15 protein-coding genes are annotated in these 17209 nt (G+C 61.7%); 7 read left to right on the top strand and 8 right to left on the bottom strand.

The window, feature by feature from the left end; genetic code table 11:
• The first annotated feature begins 6 nt into the window (after positions 1–6).
• From fliO to fliR, 4 genes are read left to right on the top strand one after another with little or no spacing between them, the layout of a single operon-like run.
• Positions 7–429, top strand: coding sequence for a flagellar biosynthetic protein FliO (gene fliO, locus ACFOW7_RS20390; protein ID WP_378167931.1), 423 nt, complete (start codon positions 7–9; stop codon positions 427–429).
• Positions 426–1166: a flagellar type III secretion system pore protein FliP gene (gene fliP, locus ACFOW7_RS20395; protein ID WP_378167933.1), complete on the top strand. Its 741-nt coding sequence runs from the start codon at positions 426–428 to the stop codon at positions 1164–1166. Before fliO ends, fliP begins: the two co-directional genes overlap by 4 nt.
• An 11-nt stretch (positions 1167–1177) precedes the next feature.
• A complete protein-coding gene (gene fliQ, locus ACFOW7_RS20400; RefSeq protein ID WP_378167935.1) occupies positions 1178–1447 on the top strand; it encodes a flagellar biosynthesis protein FliQ in 270 nt (89 codons plus the stop codon).
• Complete coding sequence (fliR, locus tag ACFOW7_RS20405; RefSeq protein ID WP_378167937.1) at positions 1447–2244, top strand: flagellar biosynthetic protein FliR; 798 nt, start codon at positions 1447–1449, stop codon at positions 2242–2244. The genes fliQ and fliR overlap by 1 nt, the downstream gene beginning before the upstream one ends.
• A gap of 229 nt (positions 2245–2473) precedes the next feature.
• Here fliR and ACFOW7_RS20410 read toward each other — a convergent pair whose 3' ends face one another.
• Complete coding sequence (locus ACFOW7_RS20410; RefSeq protein WP_378167939.1) at positions 2474–3763, bottom strand: NAD(P)/FAD-dependent oxidoreductase; 1290 nt, start codon at positions 3761–3763, stop codon at positions 2474–2476.
• Between the two features lie 249 nt (positions 3764–4012).
• On the opposite strand from ACFOW7_RS20410, the gene speB reads away from it, so the two are divergent.
• Both speB and ACFOW7_RS20420 read left to right on the top strand, forming a co-directional pair.
• Positions 4013–4975: an agmatinase gene (speB, locus tag ACFOW7_RS20415; RefSeq protein WP_378167941.1), complete on the top strand. Its 963-nt coding sequence runs from the start codon at positions 4013–4015 to the stop codon at positions 4973–4975.
• 202 nt (positions 4976–5177) lie between these two features.
• The gene (locus ACFOW7_RS20420; protein ID WP_378167944.1) at positions 5178–6278 is read left to right on the top strand and encodes an extracellular solute-binding protein; all 1101 of its coding nucleotides are present in this window, start codon (positions 5178–5180) and stop codon (positions 6276–6278) included.
• Between the two features lie 138 nt (positions 6279–6416).
• On the opposite strand, the gene ACFOW7_RS20425 is transcribed toward ACFOW7_RS20420, so the two are convergent.
• The 4 genes from ACFOW7_RS20425 to aroA all read right to left on the bottom strand — a co-directional run bounded on the left by ACFOW7_RS20425 (position 6417) and on the right by aroA (position 11296).
• A complete protein-coding gene (locus tag ACFOW7_RS20425; RefSeq protein WP_378167946.1) occupies positions 6417–7181 on the bottom strand; it encodes a substrate-binding periplasmic protein in 765 nt (254 codons plus the stop codon).
• A gap of 143 nt (positions 7182–7324) precedes the next feature.
• Positions 7325–9043: an arginine--tRNA ligase gene (gene argS / locus ACFOW7_RS20430; RefSeq protein WP_378167948.1), complete on the bottom strand. Its 1719-nt coding sequence runs from the start codon at positions 9041–9043 to the stop codon at positions 7325–7327.
• A gap of 3 nt (positions 9044–9046) precedes the next feature.
• Positions 9047–9766, bottom strand: coding sequence for a hypothetical protein (locus ACFOW7_RS20435; protein ID WP_378167950.1), 720 nt, complete (start codon positions 9764–9766; stop codon positions 9047–9049).
• 216 nt (positions 9767–9982) lie between these two features.
• A complete protein-coding gene (gene aroA, locus ACFOW7_RS20440) occupies positions 9983–11296 on the bottom strand; it encodes a 3-phosphoshikimate 1-carboxyvinyltransferase (RefSeq protein WP_378167952.1) in 1314 nt (437 codons plus the stop codon).
• Between the two features lie 573 nt (positions 11297–11869).
• On the opposite strand from aroA, the gene ACFOW7_RS20445 reads away from it, so the two are divergent.
• On the top strand, positions 11870–12571 hold the full coding sequence (locus ACFOW7_RS20445; protein ID WP_378167954.1) for a hypothetical protein: 702 nt from the start codon (positions 11870–11872) through the stop codon (positions 12569–12571).
• Positions 12572–12675: 104 nt separating this feature from the next.
• On the opposite strand, the gene ACFOW7_RS20450 is transcribed toward ACFOW7_RS20445, so the two are convergent.
• The 3 genes from ACFOW7_RS20450 to ACFOW7_RS20460 form a co-directional block, all read right to left on the bottom strand.
• Positions 12676–13428: an ACT domain-containing protein gene (locus ACFOW7_RS20450; protein WP_378167956.1), complete on the bottom strand. Its 753-nt coding sequence runs from the start codon at positions 13426–13428 to the stop codon at positions 12676–12678.
• Positions 13429–13497: 69 nt separating this feature from the next.
• Positions 13498–16467 (bottom strand): Tn3 family transposase, encoded by a 2970-nt coding sequence (locus tag ACFOW7_RS20455; protein ID WP_378163322.1) that lies wholly within the window; start codon positions 16465–16467, stop codon positions 13498–13500.
• Positions 16468–16469: 2 nt separating this feature from the next.
• Positions 16470–17015, bottom strand: a complete 546-nt coding sequence (locus ACFOW7_RS20460) for a recombinase family protein (RefSeq protein ID WP_378168076.1) — start codon at positions 17013–17015, stop codon at positions 16470–16472.
• Positions 17016–17209 lie beyond the last annotated feature (194 nt).

A 17209-nucleotide genomic window follows, 5' to 3' on the forward strand; every position in this document is an offset into this window, starting at 1 on the left:
CTTCCCGTGCCCGCCGTCGCCCTGCTCGCGACGGCCGCCGCCTGGGCCGAACCTGCCGCCGCTGCACTGCCGCCGGCGGCGCCCGGTTCGGTCGCCAGCTTGATGCAAGTCCTGTTCAGTCTGGCGGTGGTGGTCGCCGCCATCGTCGGCACCGCCTGGCTGCTGCGCCGGATGGGTCCGGCCCAGTTCGGCCGCAATAATCAGCTCAAGGTGGTGGCCGGCGCCATGGTCGGTCCCAAGGAGCGGGTGGTGGTGGTGGAATTGCAGAATACCTGGCTGGTGCTCGGGGTCACCGCCGCCGAGATCACCCATCTGCATACCCTCGATAAGCCCCCGACCAGCGAGGCCGAGGTCGATCCGGCGGGGCAGACCTTTGCCGCACGCTTTGTCGAATCACTCAAGCGTCGCGCCACGGAGCGCCAACCGTGAGGCGGGCACCGCTGGTCGCTTTGGCGCTGGCGGGCCTGTCCGTCCCTCTCTGGGGTGCCGACCCCGGCTTGCCACTATTGACCAGCCAGCCAGGCGCCGGCGGCCAGCAGTACACGCTGTCGTTGCAGACGCTGCTGTTCCTGACCTCGCTCACTTTCCTGCCGGCCATCTTGCTGATGATGACCGCCTTTACCCGGATCGTGATCGTGCTCTCGATGCTGCGTCAGGCCATCGGCACCATGCAGGCGCCGCCCAATCAGGTGATTGTCGGTCTGTCGCTGTTTCTGACGGTATTTGTGATGTCGCCAGTGCTCGACCAGGTCTGGGTCGATGCCTACCAGCCCTACAGCGACGGCCGGATCGGCTTTAACCAGGCGGTCGAGCGCGCTGCTGTGCCGCTCAAGCAGTTTATGGTCAAGCAGACCCGGCAAAAGGATCTGGCGCTGTTTATCGAGCTGTCCGGCAGCGCCAAGCCCAACGGCCCGGAAGACATCAGCCTCAAAACCCTGGTGCCCGCCTTTGTCACCAGCGAACTCAAGACGGCGTTCCAGATCGCCTTTCTGGTCTATATCCCGTTTCTGATCATCGATATGGTGGTCGCGAGTGTGCTGATGGCAATGGGGATGATGATGGTCAGTCCGGTGGTGATCTCACTGCCCTTCAAGATCATGCTGTTTGTGCTGGTCGACGGCTGGACGCTGCTGATCGGCTCGCTGGTGCAGAGTTTCAGGATATAGCGGAGCTTGCCATGTCACCGGAAATGGTCATCACCATCATCCAGCGGGCGTTCGAGGTCATGATCGTGCTGGGCGGGCCGCTATTGCTGGCGGGTCTGGTGACCGGCCTGATCATCAGCGTGTTCCAGGCCGCCACCCAGATCAACGAGGCGACCCTGTCCTTCATCCCCAAGCTGTTGATCACCTTTGTGGTGATGGTGCTGGCTGGACCCTGGATGCTGGAAAGCATCATGGACTACACCATCCGCCTCTACCGTTCCATCCCCGAACTGATCGGCTGATGTTCACCGTCAGCGACGCCCAGATCAATGCCTGGCTTGGCCTGTTGATGTGGCCGTTTTTCCGCATCATGGCCATTTTTGCCGCTGACCCGTTCTATTCGAGCCGGGCGATTCCGGTCCGGGTGCGGGCGGGCCTGGCGCTATTGCTGTCGCTGCTATTGTCGTCGTCGCTGCCGCCGATGCCGGCGGTGGAGCCGGTGTCGCCTTTGGGACTGATGATCCTGGCCCAGCAGATCCTGATCGGGCTGGCGATGGGGTTTGTGATGCGGCTGGTGTTCACCTCGGTCGAGTTTGCCGGTCATCTGGCCGGTCTACAGATGGGGTTGGGCTTTGCCAGCTTCTATGACCCGCAGAACGGCGCCAATACGGCAGTGATGGCGCAGATCACCAGCCTGTTGACCATCCTGCTGTTTCTCGCCCTCAACGGCCATCTGCTGCTGATCGAGACCCTGGCGCGCAGCTTTGTGGTGCTGCCGGTCGAGGCGCGGCCGCTCAATCTCAAGTCGCTGCGCATGCTGGTCGAGTCGGGTGGACAGATTTTCCTGCTCGGACTTTTGCTGTCGCTGCCGGTGGTGGGAGCACTGCTGATCACCAACCTGTCGATCGGCGTGATGTCACGCGCCGCGCCGCAGTTCAACGTGTTCGGCATTGGTTTCCCGCTGATGCTGGGGATCGGCATCGGTGCCTTCTACTGGACCTTGCCATATTTCGTGTCCCATCTACAGCGCCTGATCGACTTCGCCACCCGGATGACCTTGCAGATGGCCAAGCAGGCCGGCAACTGGCCCGGGACTTAGTGCATTTCCTGGTAAATCGGTGTCAGTGGCAACGCTGGCTGATCGATTTGAACCTGAGGCGCTGTGTCCAGTTGCTCTGACTCCGAATTGTCCGCAGATGCCCGAGTCTGGGCTGAGCGGAGTCTGCTTGAAATTGGATAGATTTTTTATAAATCCATATTAAGGCTCTCTGTATCTTGCAGAGGATTTTCCTGTTTTTTTAGTAGGCATCCCACCCAACCTCCCACCCTTACAGATAGTCACGCAAGCGATACCACAGCATTCCCAGCACCAGCGACGGCGTGCGCAGCAGCCGGCCGCCCGGGAAGGGGAGGTGCTGCAGCCGGCTGAACAGGTCGAGCCGTTCGGCTGAACCGGCGATGGCTTCGGCGATCAGCCGGCCGGCAAGTCCGGTGACGGCCACGCCATGGCCCGAGAAGCCCTGGCAGAAGTAGACATTGGGGGCGACCCGACCCCAGTGCGGTGCCCGGTTCATGGTGATATCGACAAAGCCGCCCCAGGCGTAGTCGATGGCCGTATCGCGCAACTGCGGGAAGACCTTGAGCATATCGCGCCGCATGGCCGATTTGAGATCGGGCGGCGGCAGGCCCGAATAGCTGACCTTGCCGCCGAACAGCAGGCGATGGTCGACGCTGAAGCGGTAGTAGTCGAGCACAAAGCGGGTATCGCAGACGGCAAAATCGCCGCTGATCAACTGGGTGGCAAGTTCAGGCGCCAGCGGCTCGGTCGCGATGATATAGGTGCCGACCGGCATGATGCGGCTGCCCAGATCAGGCCGCAGCCGGTCGATATAGACATTGGTCGCCAGCACCAGATGCCGGCAGCGCACCCGGCCGCGTGAGCTGTGAGCAAGCGGCCGCTCACCCGATTCGACCCGCTCGACCGGGCTGCGCTCGAAGATCCGGACCCCGACGGCACTGGCGGCGGCGGCGAGTCCGAGCAGATAGCGCAGCGGATGCAGATGACCGCCTTCACTGTCATAGAGACCGCCCTGGTAGCGCGGGCTGTCGAGCCGACGGCGCAGCGTGGCCTGGTCCCATAGTTCATAGCGGCGGTAGCCGTAGCGTTTCCCGGCCTGTTCGCGCCAGCGGACCAGATCGGTGTAATGGCGTGGTTTCACTGCCGCCAGCAGATGGCCGCGCCGCCAGTGGCAGTCGATGGCGTGGCGTTTGATCCGGCTGTCTATCATCTCGATCGCTTCGAGCGACATGGCCCACATGGCTCGTGCCGCCTCGTCGCCGACGGCGTGATGGAGCGTATCCATATCGCAGGCATAGCCGTTGATGACCTGCCCGCCGTTGCGGCCCGACGCCGCATGGCCGATGCGCGAGCCTTCGAGCAGCACCACCGAGTAGCCACGCTCGGCCAGTTCGAGGGCGGCCGAGACGCCGGCGAGGCCGCCGCCGACCACGCAGACATCACAGTCGAGTTCGCCCTCGAGTTCGGGATGGTCGGGCAGCGGACCGGCGCTGGCGACGTAGTAGGAGTCGATATGGGACTGACGAGCAGGATCGAGCATGGCGATAAGGTCCGGAACGAGGCGCCGCCAAGCTAGCATTGGCTTTTCCTATCGACAAGCTGCGCTGCATCAGCCGTGGGCAGGGCGGCGGCGATCGGCTACACTGCGCGGTTGGCGTTGGGGCGCTATCCAATTCCAAGCCGTTCCACGGGAATCGTCCGTGGCAGCCTCCACCCGTCGGCTAGCAAGATGGACGGGAGTCGTCCGGCTCCACCCGATCGGGCCGGGCGCATCCGGGGAGACTTTCCGATGTCCGACCTGATCTTTGGCGACGGTGCCATCCGGCGCCAATCGCTCTATGGCAGCAGTATCGAGAACACCTATGCCGGCGTGCTGAGCTTTATGCGCCGGACCTACAGCCGCGACCCGAGCGGCGCCGATGTGGTGATCAGCGGCGTGCCGCTTGACCTGGCCACCACCTTCCGGCCGGGCGCCCGGCTTGGCCCGGCAGCGGTCCGCGCCGCCTCGGTGCAATTGGCCGAACTCAAGCCCTATCCCTGGGGTTTCGATCCGTTCGATGACCTGGCCGTGATCGATTACGGTGACTGCTGGTTCGATGCCCACAATCCCCTGACCATCCACGACAGCATCCTCAACCACGCCCGCACCATCCTCGCGTCGGGCGCCACGATGCTGACCCTGGGGGGCGACCACTACATTACCTATCCGCTTCTCAAGGCCCATGTCGAGAAGTTCGGCGCGCCGCTGAGCCTGATCCACTTCGACGCCCATTGCGACACCTGGCCCGACGACGTGCCCGAGAGCCTCAACCACGGCACGATGTTCTATAAGGCGGTCAAGGAAGGGCTGATCGACCCGAACACCTCGGTCCAGGTCGGCATCCGTACCTGGAACGACGACTATCTGGGCATCAATATCCTCGACGCGCCCTGGGTACATGCCAACGGCCCCGAGGCCACCTTGCAGCGGATTCTGCAAATCGTGGGCGACCGCCCGACCTATCTGACCTTCGATATCGACTGCCTCGACCCGGCCTTTGCCCCGGGTACCGGCACGCCGGTGGCGGGGGGCCTCAGTTCGGCCCAGGCGCTCCATATCGTGCGCGGCATGGCACCGGTCAATCTGGTCGGGATGGATGTGGTCGAAGTCTCGCCGCCGTTCGATCAAAGCGAGCTGACCGCGATCGCGGCAGCCCATCTGGCCGTCGATATGCTGTGCGTGCTGCGCAACCGCAAGTTGCAGCGCGCCTGATGTTGTAGCGAGGCGACAGTGCGGCACGCCATGATGGTATCGCCGCGCTGGGAGTCCTCGTGGCGACAGATATGTTTTTGCAAGCGAAACCGGCCGTGGTGTAATAGCCGCGCGCCGAAATCCGCTTCGGCAAAGGGTTTGGAGGGCCGGTTCGCTTGATCCGGCCCTTGCGTTCAATCTTATCCTGTGGAGTGACTGCCTTATGGCCAAGTCCCGCTTCGCGCCGAAGCTCGTCGGCGCCGCCATTGCCCTGGCGACCGCCTACGCCGCCCAAGCTGCCGGTACCGTCAACATTTACAACTGGAATGACTACATCGCCGACGATACCCTGGCCAATTTCGAAAAGGCCAGCGGCGTCAAGGCCAAGTACGATGTGTACGACAGCAACGAAGTGCTGCAAGGCAAGCTGCTGACCGGTCGTTCGGGCTACGACGTGGTCTATCCGTCGGCCGACTTCGCCGGCAAGCAGATCCAGGCCGGCGTGTTCCTGCCGCTCGACAAGAGCAAGCTGCCCAATCTGGCCAACCTCAATCCCGAATTCCTGAAAAAGCTCGAAACCGTCGACCCGGGCAATAAATTCCTGGTGCCGTATATGTGGGGCACCATGGCCTTCGGCATCAACGCCGATAAGGTCAAGCAGGCCCTCGGTAGCGAGCCGATGCCCAAGGATATGTGGCAACTGGTGTTCGATCCGAAATACACCAGCAAGCTCAAGAGCTGCGGTATCTCGTTCATCGATATGCCGAAAAACCTGTTTGCCATGGTCAATGTGGCCAATGGCAAGCCGGCCAACGACTTCTCCAAGGAAAACGTCGCCGCAGCGCTCGAGGTCCTGAAGAAGGTGCGCAAGGACGTGCGCGTGTTCAATTCCTCGCCGATCGATCTGCTGGCCAATGGCGATGTGTGCGTGGCCATGTCGTATAACGGCGATGTCTATATGGCACGCGACCGCGCCGCCAGCGCCAAGAAGCCGCAGAACATCGAATATGTGGTGCCGGAAAAGGGCACGATTCTGTGGATCGACGTGATGGCCATCCCGAAGGATTCCAAGAACGTCGATAACGCCTACAAGTGGATCAACAACATCCTCGATCCGAAGGTGGTGGCCGGTATCTCCAACAAGGTCAGCTACGCCAACCCCAATACCAAGGCCACCCCGCTGGTTGACAAGAAGCTGACCGGCGACGCCAAGATCTATCTGAGCGACGCCATGCTGAAGACCCTGCAACCGCTCGCCGCCATCGATCAGCCGACCCAGCTCGCGCTGACCAAGGCCTTCAACCAGTTCAAAACCGCCAAGTAAGCGGGTCGCGCTGGAATGAGAACGGACAGCCTGACGGGCTGTCCGTTTTTTATTGGCACACTTGCCGGGAATTTTGTTTTTTGTTTGAACTTGGCTACTTCTATTGCATTGATTTGTCAGGAAATTTTTCTTTGCTGCTCAAGGCAGCGGCGGCAGCCCATATTTGGCCTGGATGCGCTGATAGACCCCGCTTTGCTTGAGCCGGCCGAAGGCCGCGGCAAAGCGCAGTGCCAGCGCCATGCTGCCGGACTTGGTGCGCGAGAAGGCCAGATAGGCAGGCTTATGGCCGAAAGTCGGTTGCAGCAGCCTTAGGCGGTCACCCACATTGAGCGCCTGGGCAGCCGTCTGCACCTCGACCGTGCCGCCGATCAGCAGGTCAATACGTCGGTTGAGCAGGGCGCGCAGCAGGATTTCATTACCGCCCAGATGCTCGATCCTTTGCAGGCCGGGAAATTCCAGAAAGGCTTCCGGGTAGGCGTAGTTACGCAACAGACCGATCTTGTAGGGCAGCAGACCGGCCAGCTCGCCGCGCCATTCGAGCGGGCGTTCGTCGTCGCGGCGGGCAAAGAAGCCGTAGCTGACGACCGATTGGATATTGCCTTCATCGAACAGCAGAAACTGTTCGCGCTCATGGGTGCGGCCGGCAAAGCTGATCGCATCGGCCAGACCGCGTCGGGTCATTTCCAGCGCCCGGCTCCAGGCAAGGCTCTGAAACTGCACTTCCACCCCGACTTCCTTTGCTGCCGCTTCGACCAGCTCGATATGGGCACCGATCAGTTTCTGATCGCCGCTCATTTCATAAGGCGGATAGTCGCCGTCACCGCGTACCACGATCACCGTCTCGGTCTCGGCGGCCCACAGCGGCAGCAGCAGGGCAAGCGACAGCAGAAGACGCAGCAACATGGTGGGCTCGCGGGCAGGAAGATGTCTTCACTATAGCCAGCGCCCACCAGGAAAACGCCCGGCACGGGGCCGGGCGTCGGGAACTGCCGCCTATGGCCTCCAGCGTGGCATCCCGCGGATGCCGTGGCTGGAGGGCGGGGGCCTTACATGGTTTCCAGCACTTTGATGCCCAGCAGGTCCAGACCCGTCTTCAGCGTCGCCGCCGTCAGATCGCTCAGCTTGAGCCGGCCGCCATGGGCGATCTTGCTGTCGGCCTCGAGCACCGGACAGGCTTCATAGAAGCGCGAGAACTGGGTGGCCAGCGTGTACAGATACTGGCACAGGAAGTGGGGATAGCTCTCGCGTGCCACCTGATGCACCACGTCGCTGAAGCGGGCCAGTTCGAGCGCCAGGGCGTGCTCGGCCGGCTGGTCGAGCGTGAGCGCCGCGTCCTTGATGCCGGCGGCGTTGCTGCGAATCCGGGCGGCCCGGGTGTAGGCGTACTGGAGGTAGGGCGCGGTATTGCCTTCGAAGGACAGCATGGTGTCCCAGTCGAAGATGTAATCGCTGGTCCGGTTCTTCGACAGATCGGCGTATTTGACCGCGCCAATGCCAACCGCCTCGGCGATCTGGCGCCGGGTGGACTCGTCGAGGTCGGGGTTCTTGGCGCTGACCAGATCAAAGGCGCGCTGCTCGGCTTCTTCGAGCAGCTCGATCAGCTTGACCGTGTCGCCCGAGCGGGTTTTGAACGGCTTGCCGTCCTTGCCCATCATGGTGCCAAACGAAATATGTTCGAGCTGAAACGACTCGGGCGCGAAGCCGGCTTTGCGCGCCAGGGTGAACAGTTGCTGGAAATGCAGCGCCTGCCGGGCGTCGACCACATAGATGCAATGGTCGAGCTTGAGTGCGCGCGTGCGGAACCGGATGGCGCCGAGGTCGGTGGTGGCGTACAGATAGCCACCGTCCTTTTTCTGGATGATATAAGCCTGGGCTTCCCCTTCCTTGTTGCGGAATTCTTCCAGAAAGACCACCTGGGCGCCCTGATCCTCGACCAGCAGCCCCTGTTGGCGCAGCTCTTCGACGATCACCGGCAGATCGTCGTTGTAGAAGCTCTCGCCGCGCACATCGCCATCGTTGAGCTGCACATTGAGCCGCTGATAGACCGCATTGCAATGCGACAGCGAAATCTCCAGGAACTGGTGCCACAGCGCATTGACCTCGGGGTCGCCGCCCTGGAGCTTGACCACATAGTCGCGGGCGGTATCGGCGAAGGCGGCGTCTTCGTCGAAGCGGATCTTGGCCTTGCGGTAGAAATTCTCCAGATCGGCCAGTTCGAGTTCGGCCTGGCCGGTCTTGCGGGTCTCGACCAGATAGGCCACCAGCATGCCGAACTGGGTGCCCCAGTCGCCGACGTGGTTCTGCCTGATCACTTCCATCCCGGCAAACGCCTGCACCCGGGCCAGGGCGTCGCCGATGATGGTGGAGCGCAGATGGCCGACGTGCATTTCCTTGGCCAGATTGGGCGAGGAATATTCGACCATCACCCGTTTCTTGGGCAGCGCCGGCACGCCAAGCCGTGCGTCCTGGAGGGCCGCTTCGACCCGGCCGGCCAGAAAGCCGTCGTCGAGCGTGATATTGATGAATCCCGGGCCGGCGATATCGAGCTTTTGGGCGATGCCGTCCAGATCGACCACCTCGATGATCTTCTGGGCCAGTTCACGCGGATTGAGCTTTTGCGCCTTGGCCGCGCCCATCACGCCGTTCATCTGGTAGTCGCCGTACTCGGGGCGGCCAGCGAGCTGTACCAGCGGTTGGGCTTCGGGGGCGCCGACAGCGGCCAGCGCGGCCTTGAAACGATCGTTGAGCAGTTGCAGCAGATTCATGGTCTAGGACTTTCCGAAATCGATGACCTGTTCGCGTACCAGCTTGGCTGCGGCCAGGTCGTATTGGTACAGATGGGTCCGGTCTTGTTGGCGGACCAGCACAACCAGTTGGTCGCCTGTCAGGTTGATCGTCTCCAGGCGGTCGAAGGCGGCAAGCAAAGTGCGCTGCGCCGAACCGTCCAGTTTGGAGATCACCAGTCGGTGCTGATCGTCCCTGTCCAACAGGCCGTCTTGATTGCTGTCTTGGCTGACAATTTCATACCAGCGCCATCGTCGCTCGGCCTCTTTATGCTCTGCCTCGGGCGTCTGTGCCAGCACCACCTGACCGTTGCCGGCGAACAGCCAGCGCGAGGCGCCGCTGGCGGGCTGATAGAAGAACAGATTGCGCACCGCATTGGTCTGGAACTTAGCGCTGCTGCCATAGCCTAGCGAGTCGCCCGGCTGCTGACTGTGCAGGGCCGCCATCAGCCAGCCGGGCTGTCCGCTTTCTGTCAGCTCGGCCAGGCCCAGTTCGGCCGGGCGCTGCCTGGCGGGCGAGACATTGAGCTCGACGGCATCGGAGACATGGGTGCTCGACAGCGCCTGGCTGATCAAGGAAACCATCACCGTGGTGGCCAGGGCTACGCCAAGGCCCAGCAGCAGGAGCGCGTCGATGCGCCAGACCAGCGTAAAGAAACGCTGGGCCCGGCTGGACGAGGTGGGCTGCGCGGTGTTGTCGATCAACGATCTCTCCCTAATGGCCGTGGCCGGCCAAAACCGACGATTTTAACGCGACGGCAGGGCGCTCGGCCAAGGTCTGCGGCGGACAGCCAGCAGGAGGCTGTGCCGCAGCCCCATCAAATTCTACGGACATGGAAGGCAGAAATAATTCTGTTTATGATGTATGCCGCCATATGTCTGGCAGCATACTTGCACAAAATTTTATATTTGCGATGGGCGCTAGCGAGCCACCGTTCGCAGTACATCGAAGTATTCGGGGAAGGTCTTGCCGACGCAGCGCGGGTCGTTGATCCGCACCGGGGTGCCGCCCAGGGCGAGCAGGGAGAAGCACATGGCCATCCGGTGATCGTCATAGGTGTCGATCACCGCGTTGGGGGTCAAGCGGGCAGGCGGGACGATACGCAGATAGTCCGGGCCTTCCTCGACTTCGGCGCCGACCTTGCGCAGCTCGGTCGCCATGGCGCTGAGCCGGTCGGTTTCCTTGACCCGCCAGCTCGCCACATTGCGGATGGTGCTGGGGCCGTCGGCAAACAGCGCCAGCACGGCAATCGTCATGGCGGCATCGGGGATATGGTTGAGGTCGGCATCGATGGCACGCAGCCTGCCGCCTTGGCTACAGACCGGGCCGCTGGCCTCGATCCAGTCCTCGCCCATGGCGATCAGGGCCCCCATCCGGGCCAGGGTTTCGGCGAAATGGACGTCGCCCTGGATCGAATCGCGGCCAACCCCTTCGACCCGCACCGGACCGCCACCGATGGCGCCGGCCGCCAGGAAATACGAAGCCGAGCTGGCATCGCCTTCGACCTGGATCGCTCCAGGACTCGAATAGCCCTGGCCGGCCGGAATATGGAACTCATGCCATTCGCGCCGTTCGACATGGACGCCGAAACGCCGCATCAGATTCAGGGTGATTTCGATATAGGGCCGCGAGATCAGCTCGCCCATCACTTCGATCCGGGCATCCTGCCGGGTCAGCGGCAGTGCGAGCAGCAGTGCGGTCAGGAATTGGCTGGAGACTTCGCCGCGTACCCGGGTACGGATACCGGGTTTCTCGTCGCGGGCGCTTTGCCAGGGATGGATGGCCAGCGGCGGATAACCTGGATTACCCAGGTAATCGATATGCGCGCCCAGCTCGCGCAGCGCATCGACCAGATCGCCGATCGGCCGCTCATGCATGCGCGGCACGCCTGACAGCCGGTATTCGCCCTGACCCAGTGCCAGCGCCGCCGTCAGCGGCCGGAATGCAGTGCCGGCATTGCCCAGGAACAGATCGGCCGCATTGACCGGGAAATGCCCTTCCACCCCTTCGATCCGATAGTCGCGGCTGTCGCCATGCTGCTGCCAGTTCACGCCCAGGGTCTTGAGCGCTGCCAGCATATGGCGGACATCATCGGAATCGAGCAGGCCACGCACTTCGGTAGTGCCATCGGCCAGGGCTGCGAGCAGAAGGGTGCGGTTGGAGATGCTCTTGGAACCGGGCAGACGCACGGTGCCTTGGCTGGCGTTAAGCGGGGCGAGGTCGAGGAATTCCATGTTGCACTGCGCAAGATGAGGTGGAGGGCCATCATAACCGTGCCAGGTGGCAGCGCACAAACCCTCCTGATGCCATCACTACAGTCGAGTTGCGCTGTCTGGGGGATGGGCATGAACTGGGGAGTCGCTGTATCTGCACTCAAACAAATCCTGCACTTGAGTTCTAATTGTCGATTGGTTTGCCGAATCTGTTATTGGAAGTGCTGATTTGAATTTGTTCGACACGTCGTTATTTTTGGGGCCGGGTTGGGTCAGCCGTGTCCAACAGTTGTTCTTTCACATAAGCACATAAAAAGAAGGGCTTTTCTTCTTTATGACATTTGTGTAAGCTGCCCGAGTTCGGGAAGTGTTATTTGGTTATTTGAATCTGTATGAATCGATGAAATATTGATGAATTCCGGCAAGAGAAACCCGCTCGAATTTCCTCCATGGCGTGAAGTGCTCGATATTATTTGTCCGGCTGATTGAGGAGATTTTGGAATCCCATCTGTGCAGAGCGTTATAAGAGAGCCATAGCAGCCTTTCCATCAAGCTGGCAACAAGTCAATCGATTCAATCCCAGGAGGTCAATAAATGCCAAAAGGAACGTTTGTCCCCGGTAATCATGAAGGTCCGAGCACCAGACCGGCTGCTCCGGTCGCCGCTGAGGCGATATCGACGCCACCTCCCCGTCAAGGCGATCATATTTTCGGCAATATCGTTTCGGCTCTGGAAACCGCATTGAAGGATGTGTTTGAAGGCGGACAGCTGTGGGAACAGCGGTTTAGGGACTTCAATAATACTGCCTATGAAACCTGGCAAGCCATTAAGGCGCTCGATCTCGGTCATGGCCCTGAAGGGCCGGTGGTGGACCGTCCCCGGAACGAGGTAGACAAGCATGCTCACGTGTTTGGTGGCTATGCGGCGATATTCCAGTATGAAGTGCGGCGGCTGAAGAATGGCCAGAGTTCGGTTTATCGGGCGACCGTTCCCTGGTGGCAGGGAGTCCGGGCGGCATTGGGCTTTTTATTGGAAAACATTATCGATCGGACCGCATTGTTGCGTTACGTCAGGGCAAATGGGGTGCAGGACGACGGAACCCATTCCACGATTTCGATCGATGATGCCAAAGCGTTGATTGCCAATAATACGAGGGCCGAGGCGACCCGGGCCCGAGCGGTGATGACTAACTATGAGCGGCTGCAACCTCTGTTGCGCCAAATGGCAGTAAACCTCAATGAAGGCAATGCCGGCAGTTGGGACGCCATAAAAGGCGAATGGATACTTTACGAGTAGTCGTTTGCTGATCCGGTACGCCAGAATAAGTTTGCCTAGTCGGAAAAAGGAAGTCTTTGGACTTCCTTTTTGCTTTTATGGGCAGCCAGACCAGCGCGGATGATTTAACTCACCCGCAAAGTCTCCATCAAATCCGCCTCCAACCGCACCAGCGACTTCGGATCGTTCAGCGCGGCCCCCGACAAGGTGAACGTATCCTCGGCCCGGTCGCCCAGGGTCATGATCTTGGCCGAATGGATCGCAATGCCGTGATGGGACAGCACCCGGGCGATGCGCGACAACAGCCCGGGCCGGTCGCCCGCGACCAGCGACAGGATATGGAGCTTTTGCTTGTCGTCGGCGCGGATCAGCACCTGTGGCGGCAGCGGAAAATGCTTGAGCGCCCGGCTGAGCCGGCCATTCATCGGTGGTGGCAAGGGGCCTGATTCGGCGAGCTTGGCCGCCAGTTCGTATTCGACATAGCCGATCAGGTCGCGGTAATGCTCATCATGCTGTTCGGGGATATAGATATAGAAACTGTCGAGTGCATAGCCCGCCAGCGTGGTGTAGATCTTGGCGTCGAGAATGCTGTAGCCGGCTCGCTCGAAGAAGCTACAGATACGGGCAAACAGGTCGGGCCGGTCGCGGCAGTACAGCAGCACCTGCAAGCCTTCGCCCGACTCGGACAGCCGGGCCCGCACCAGCGGCTCCTCCTGCTCGAAGCGGCTATGCAGGATACGGGCATGCCAGGCAATCTCGCGGGCTTCATGGCGCAGGAAATAGACCGTATCGAGCTGCTTCCAGAACGCCAGATGGGCGTCGTCGCGCAGGCCATAGAGCCGCATCAGACGCTGGGCCTCGTGCTGACGCTCGTCCATCGCCACATTGGCGTTGAGCGTCTCGCCGGTCAGATAGGGGTCAGCTCACGAAACGGAAAAAATCGTACGCTAAGCCTCGCCTGGTATTCGTAGCGGCCGGAATTTGCCTTGCTCAACCTGCTTGTTCTGCCGCCAGATGTAGTCGCCGGTCAGGTTGATGTGCTCCCAGCCCAGCGGCGAAAGATGCGGTAGCAGGCGCTCGTCGATGTTCTTTCCCGTGTCGCGCAGCGCCTGGACTGCCCGTTCCAGGTAGACCGTGTTCCAAAGGATGATTGCCGCCACCACCAGGTTGAGGCCGCTCGCGCGGTAGCGTTGGTTCTCGAAACTGCGGTCACGGATTTCGCCGAGCCGGTTCAGGAACACAGCGCGAGCCAGCGCATTCTTGGCTTCACCCTTGTTCAAGCCAATCTGCACGCGACGGCGCAATTCGACATTCTGCATCCAGTCGAGCGCAAACAGCGTGCGCTCGATGCGTCCCAACTCGCGCAAGGCTACCGCCAGGCCATTCTGGCGCGGGTAGCTGCCGAGTTTCCTGAGCATCAGCGAGGCCGTGACCGTGCCCTGCTTGATTGAGGCGGCTAGCCGCAGGATTTCGTCCCAATGGGCGCGGATGTGCTTCACGTTGACGTTGCCGCCGATCAGGCCGGCGAGCGTCGGGTACTGTTTGGCGTCGCCGTGGATATACAGGCGCTTGTCGGCCAAGTCGCGGATGCGCGGAGCGAAGCGAAAGCCCAGCAGGTACATCAGCGCAAACAGGTGATCGGTGAAACCGGCCGTGTCGGTGTAGTGCTCCTCGATGCGCAGGTCGGATTCGTGATACAGCAGCCCGTCCAGGACGTGGGTGGCATCGCGCACCGTGGCATTGATGACCTTGGTGTGAAACGGCGCGTACTGGTCGGAGATGTGGGTATAGAACTGCACGCCCGGTTCCTGACCGTACTTCAGGTTCACCTGGCCGGCAGCTTGGCCACGGCCGCCGGCCTTGAAGTTCTGGCCGTCCGATGACGACGTGGTACCGTCTCCCCAGTAGGCGGCGAAGGGTTGGCGGAACTGGGCATTGACCAGCTCGGCCAGACCCGCCGAATAGGTGTCGTCGCGGATGTGCCACGCTTGCAACCACGTCAGTTTGGCGTAGGTCACACCGGGGCAGGACTCGGCCATCTTGGAGAGGCCCAGATTGATGGCATCGGCCAGGATGGTCGTCAGCAGCAGATGCTGGTCTTCGGTTGGTGCGTCACTCTTGAGGTGCTTGAAATGGCGGCTGAAGCCGGTCCAGCCATCGACTTCCAAAAGCAGGTCGGTGATCTTCAGATGCGGCAGCAGGTTGTACGCCTGCTGCATCAGCGCCTCGGCCTCGTCGGGCACGGCGTTGTCCAGCGGAGAAATCTTGATTCGCCCGGTGCTGGTGATGGCCGCACTGGGTAATTCGTTAGCGGCGGCCAGCCGCTCGACTGTCGCCAGTTGCTCTTGTAGCACCGCAAGCCGGGCTTCCAGAAAGCGTTCGCAGTCGGTATCGACGGCCAAGCCCAATTCACGTTGGTCGCGCTGCACCGCGAAACGCGGCGGCGGCAACAGGTAGTCCTCGAAATCCTTGAACTGGCGCGATCCCTGCACCCAGATGTCGCCGGAGCGCAGTGAGTTCTTCAACTCGGACAGCACGCACAGCTCATAGAAACGCCGGTCAAATCCATCTTCCGTGCGCACCAGGCTTTCCCAGCGCTTGCGAACGAACGACGTGGGCGCGTCGTCAGGCACTTTGCGCGCCTGACGGTCGTTCATTCCTTTGAGCACTTCGACGCCGGCCAGCAGTTCGCGCGCTGCCGGCGCGGCCTTCATGGTTAGCGCTTCCAGCAGGGTCGGCGTGTAGCGCCGGAGCTGGGTGAAGCCGTCGCCGACCAGGGACAGAAAATCGAAGTCTTCCGGCCGGGCCAGCGTTTCCGCTTCAGAAATACTTTCGCTGAACGCATCCCAGGGGATGATCGCCTCGATGGCGGCGAACGGATCGTCGCCCGACTGCTTCGCTTCTAGCAGGGCGCGACCGATGCGCGAGTACAGCCGCACCTTGTCGTTGATCGCCTTGCCGGACTGCTGGAAACGGTCGGCATGGTTGCGTTTGGCCTTGCTGAACAGCGTACCCATGAAACGGTCGTGCAAGTCGATGATCTCATCGATCAGCGTGGCACGGGTATCGAGGATCACCGCGACCAGGGTCGCAAAGCGACGGCTCGGCTCTAGGTCGCGCAGGTGCTGGGCTGTCATCTGTCCGCCTTCGCGGGCGAGCTTCAGCAGGCGGTTTTGGTGAATGACGTGTTCTAGGCCGCCTGGCAGCGCCAGGTCGCGGATGGTCTTCAGCCGTTCCAGGTGGGCCAATACATGCTTGGGCTTCGGCGGGCCGGGCGGCTGGCATAGCCAGATTAGCCCGCTGCCCTTGGTGCCCTCGCGGATCGACAGCAGCCCGTCAAGCGCACCGCGGTGGAAATCAGCGAGCGGCGCGGTGAGCGCCTCATAGACCCGGCGCGTGCCGCGTGTCAGCGCCTCGCTGCACACGCGCTCGATGACATCGACGGTCGGAAGGATGATGCGTGCCTGCCGCAGCAGCTCGACCAGCGCTTCGGCCAGCACGATACCCCGGTCGGTCTGCTGGGCCAGATCAGCGAGCTGGTGGACGAAGTGCCGATAGTCCGCGACAGCGAACGGCTTCAGCTTTAGCCACGCCTGCAATTCCAACAGATGCTCGCGCCTCGTTTCCGGCCGCTGCGCGTATTGCGGCCAGATGTCCGGCTCGATGCGCAATTGGCGACTGACGATGTTCAGCAGGGAGGCGGGGGGATCTGCGTCAGTCGGCAGGGCAAAGCCTGGATAGCGTAGGTAGCACAACTGCACCGCGAAGCCGAGGCGGTTGTGACTGCCGCGCCGCTGGTGAATCACAGACAGGTCGGGTTCGGCAAAGGTGTAATGCTGGATGAGTTCGTCGTCGGTGGCCGGGAAAGCGAGCAGGCCAATACGCTCGGCGGGCGTCAGCAGATTGCGGCGCGGCATGGTCAGTCGTCCGTTTTCAGGTACTGGTAGAGGGTTTCGCGGCTGATGCCGAACTCGCGGGCGAGCTGCGCCTTCTTCTCGCCGGCAGCGGTGCGACGGCGCAGTTCGGCCACCCGCTCCGGCGCGAGCGCCTTCTTGCGACCCCGGTAGGCTCCGCGCTGCCTAGCGAGCGCGATGCCCTCGCGCTGCCGTTCGCGGATCAGGGCGCGCTCGAACTCGGCGAACGCGCCCATCACCGACAGCATCAGATTCGCTATCGGCGAGTCCTCCCCGGTGAAGGTCAGGTGCTCCTTGACGAATTCGATGCGCACGCCGCGCTGAGTGAGACCCTGCACCAGGCAGCGCAGGTCATCGAGGTTGCGCGCGAGACGATCCATGCTGTGCACCACCACCGTGTCGCCTTCGCGCACGAACCCGAGCAGCGCATCGAGCTGTGTACGCTGCGTGTCCTTGCCCGATGCCTTATCGGTGAACACCTTGTCTACCTGGACGTGTTCGAGCTGCCGTTCCGGGTTCTGGTCGAAACTGCTGACGCGAACGTAGCCGATGCGATGCCCTGCAAGATGCCTCCCGAGCTGAAAGTGTCAGGCAGAAATCTATGGCCTTGCGCGGCATGCGTCAAGAAATTGAAAAATCGGCTCTATCCTGACGTTTTCGACTGGGTCGGCCTGACATCAAGTTAGGGTGTACCTCAGCCGGACATGGCTTAGCGTACGATTTTTTCCGTTTCGTGAGCTGACCC

Origin of the sequence: Chitinimonas lacunae (assembly GCF_042650885.1) — a bacterium.
GTDB lineage: Bacteria > Pseudomonadota > Gammaproteobacteria > Burkholderiales > Chitinimonadaceae > Chitinimonas_A > Chitinimonas_A lacunae.

Excerpts from the sequence above, each read along its gene's own strand:
- fliR (WP_378167937.1), top strand. The coding sequence starts at position 1,447 with ATGTTCACCGTCAGCGACGCCCAGATCAATGCCTGGCTTGGCCTGTTG.
- ACFOW7_RS20455 (WP_378163322.1), bottom strand. The coding sequence starts at position 16,467 with ATGCCGCGCCGCAATCTGCTGACGCCCGCCGAGCGTATTGGCCTGCTC.
- aroA (WP_378167952.1), bottom strand. The coding sequence starts at position 11,296 with ATGGAATTCCTCGACCTCGCCCCGCTTAACGCCAGCCAAGGCACCGTG.
- fliQ (WP_378167935.1), top strand. The coding sequence starts at position 1,178 with ATGTCACCGGAAATGGTCATCACCATCATCCAGCGGGCGTTCGAGGTC.
- ACFOW7_RS20410 (WP_378167939.1), bottom strand. The coding sequence starts at position 3,763 with ATGCTCGATCCTGCTCGTCAGTCCCATATCGACTCCTACTACGTCGCC.
- argS (WP_378167948.1), bottom strand. The coding sequence starts at position 9,043 with ATGAATCTGCTGCAACTGCTCAACGATCGTTTCAAGGCCGCGCTGGCC.
- ACFOW7_RS20450 (WP_378167956.1), bottom strand. The coding sequence starts at position 13,428 with ATGGACGAGCGTCAGCACGAGGCCCAGCGTCTGATGCGGCTCTATGGC.
- speB (WP_378167941.1), top strand. The coding sequence starts at position 4,013 with ATGTCCGACCTGATCTTTGGCGACGGTGCCATCCGGCGCCAATCGCTC.
- ACFOW7_RS20445 (WP_378167954.1), top strand. The coding sequence starts at position 11,870 with ATGCCAAAAGGAACGTTTGTCCCCGGTAATCATGAAGGTCCGAGCACC.
- ACFOW7_RS20425 (WP_378167946.1), bottom strand. The coding sequence starts at position 7,181 with ATGTTGCTGCGTCTTCTGCTGTCGCTTGCCCTGCTGCTGCCGCTGTGG.
- ACFOW7_RS20420 (WP_378167944.1), top strand. The coding sequence starts at position 5,178 with ATGGCCAAGTCCCGCTTCGCGCCGAAGCTCGTCGGCGCCGCCATTGCC.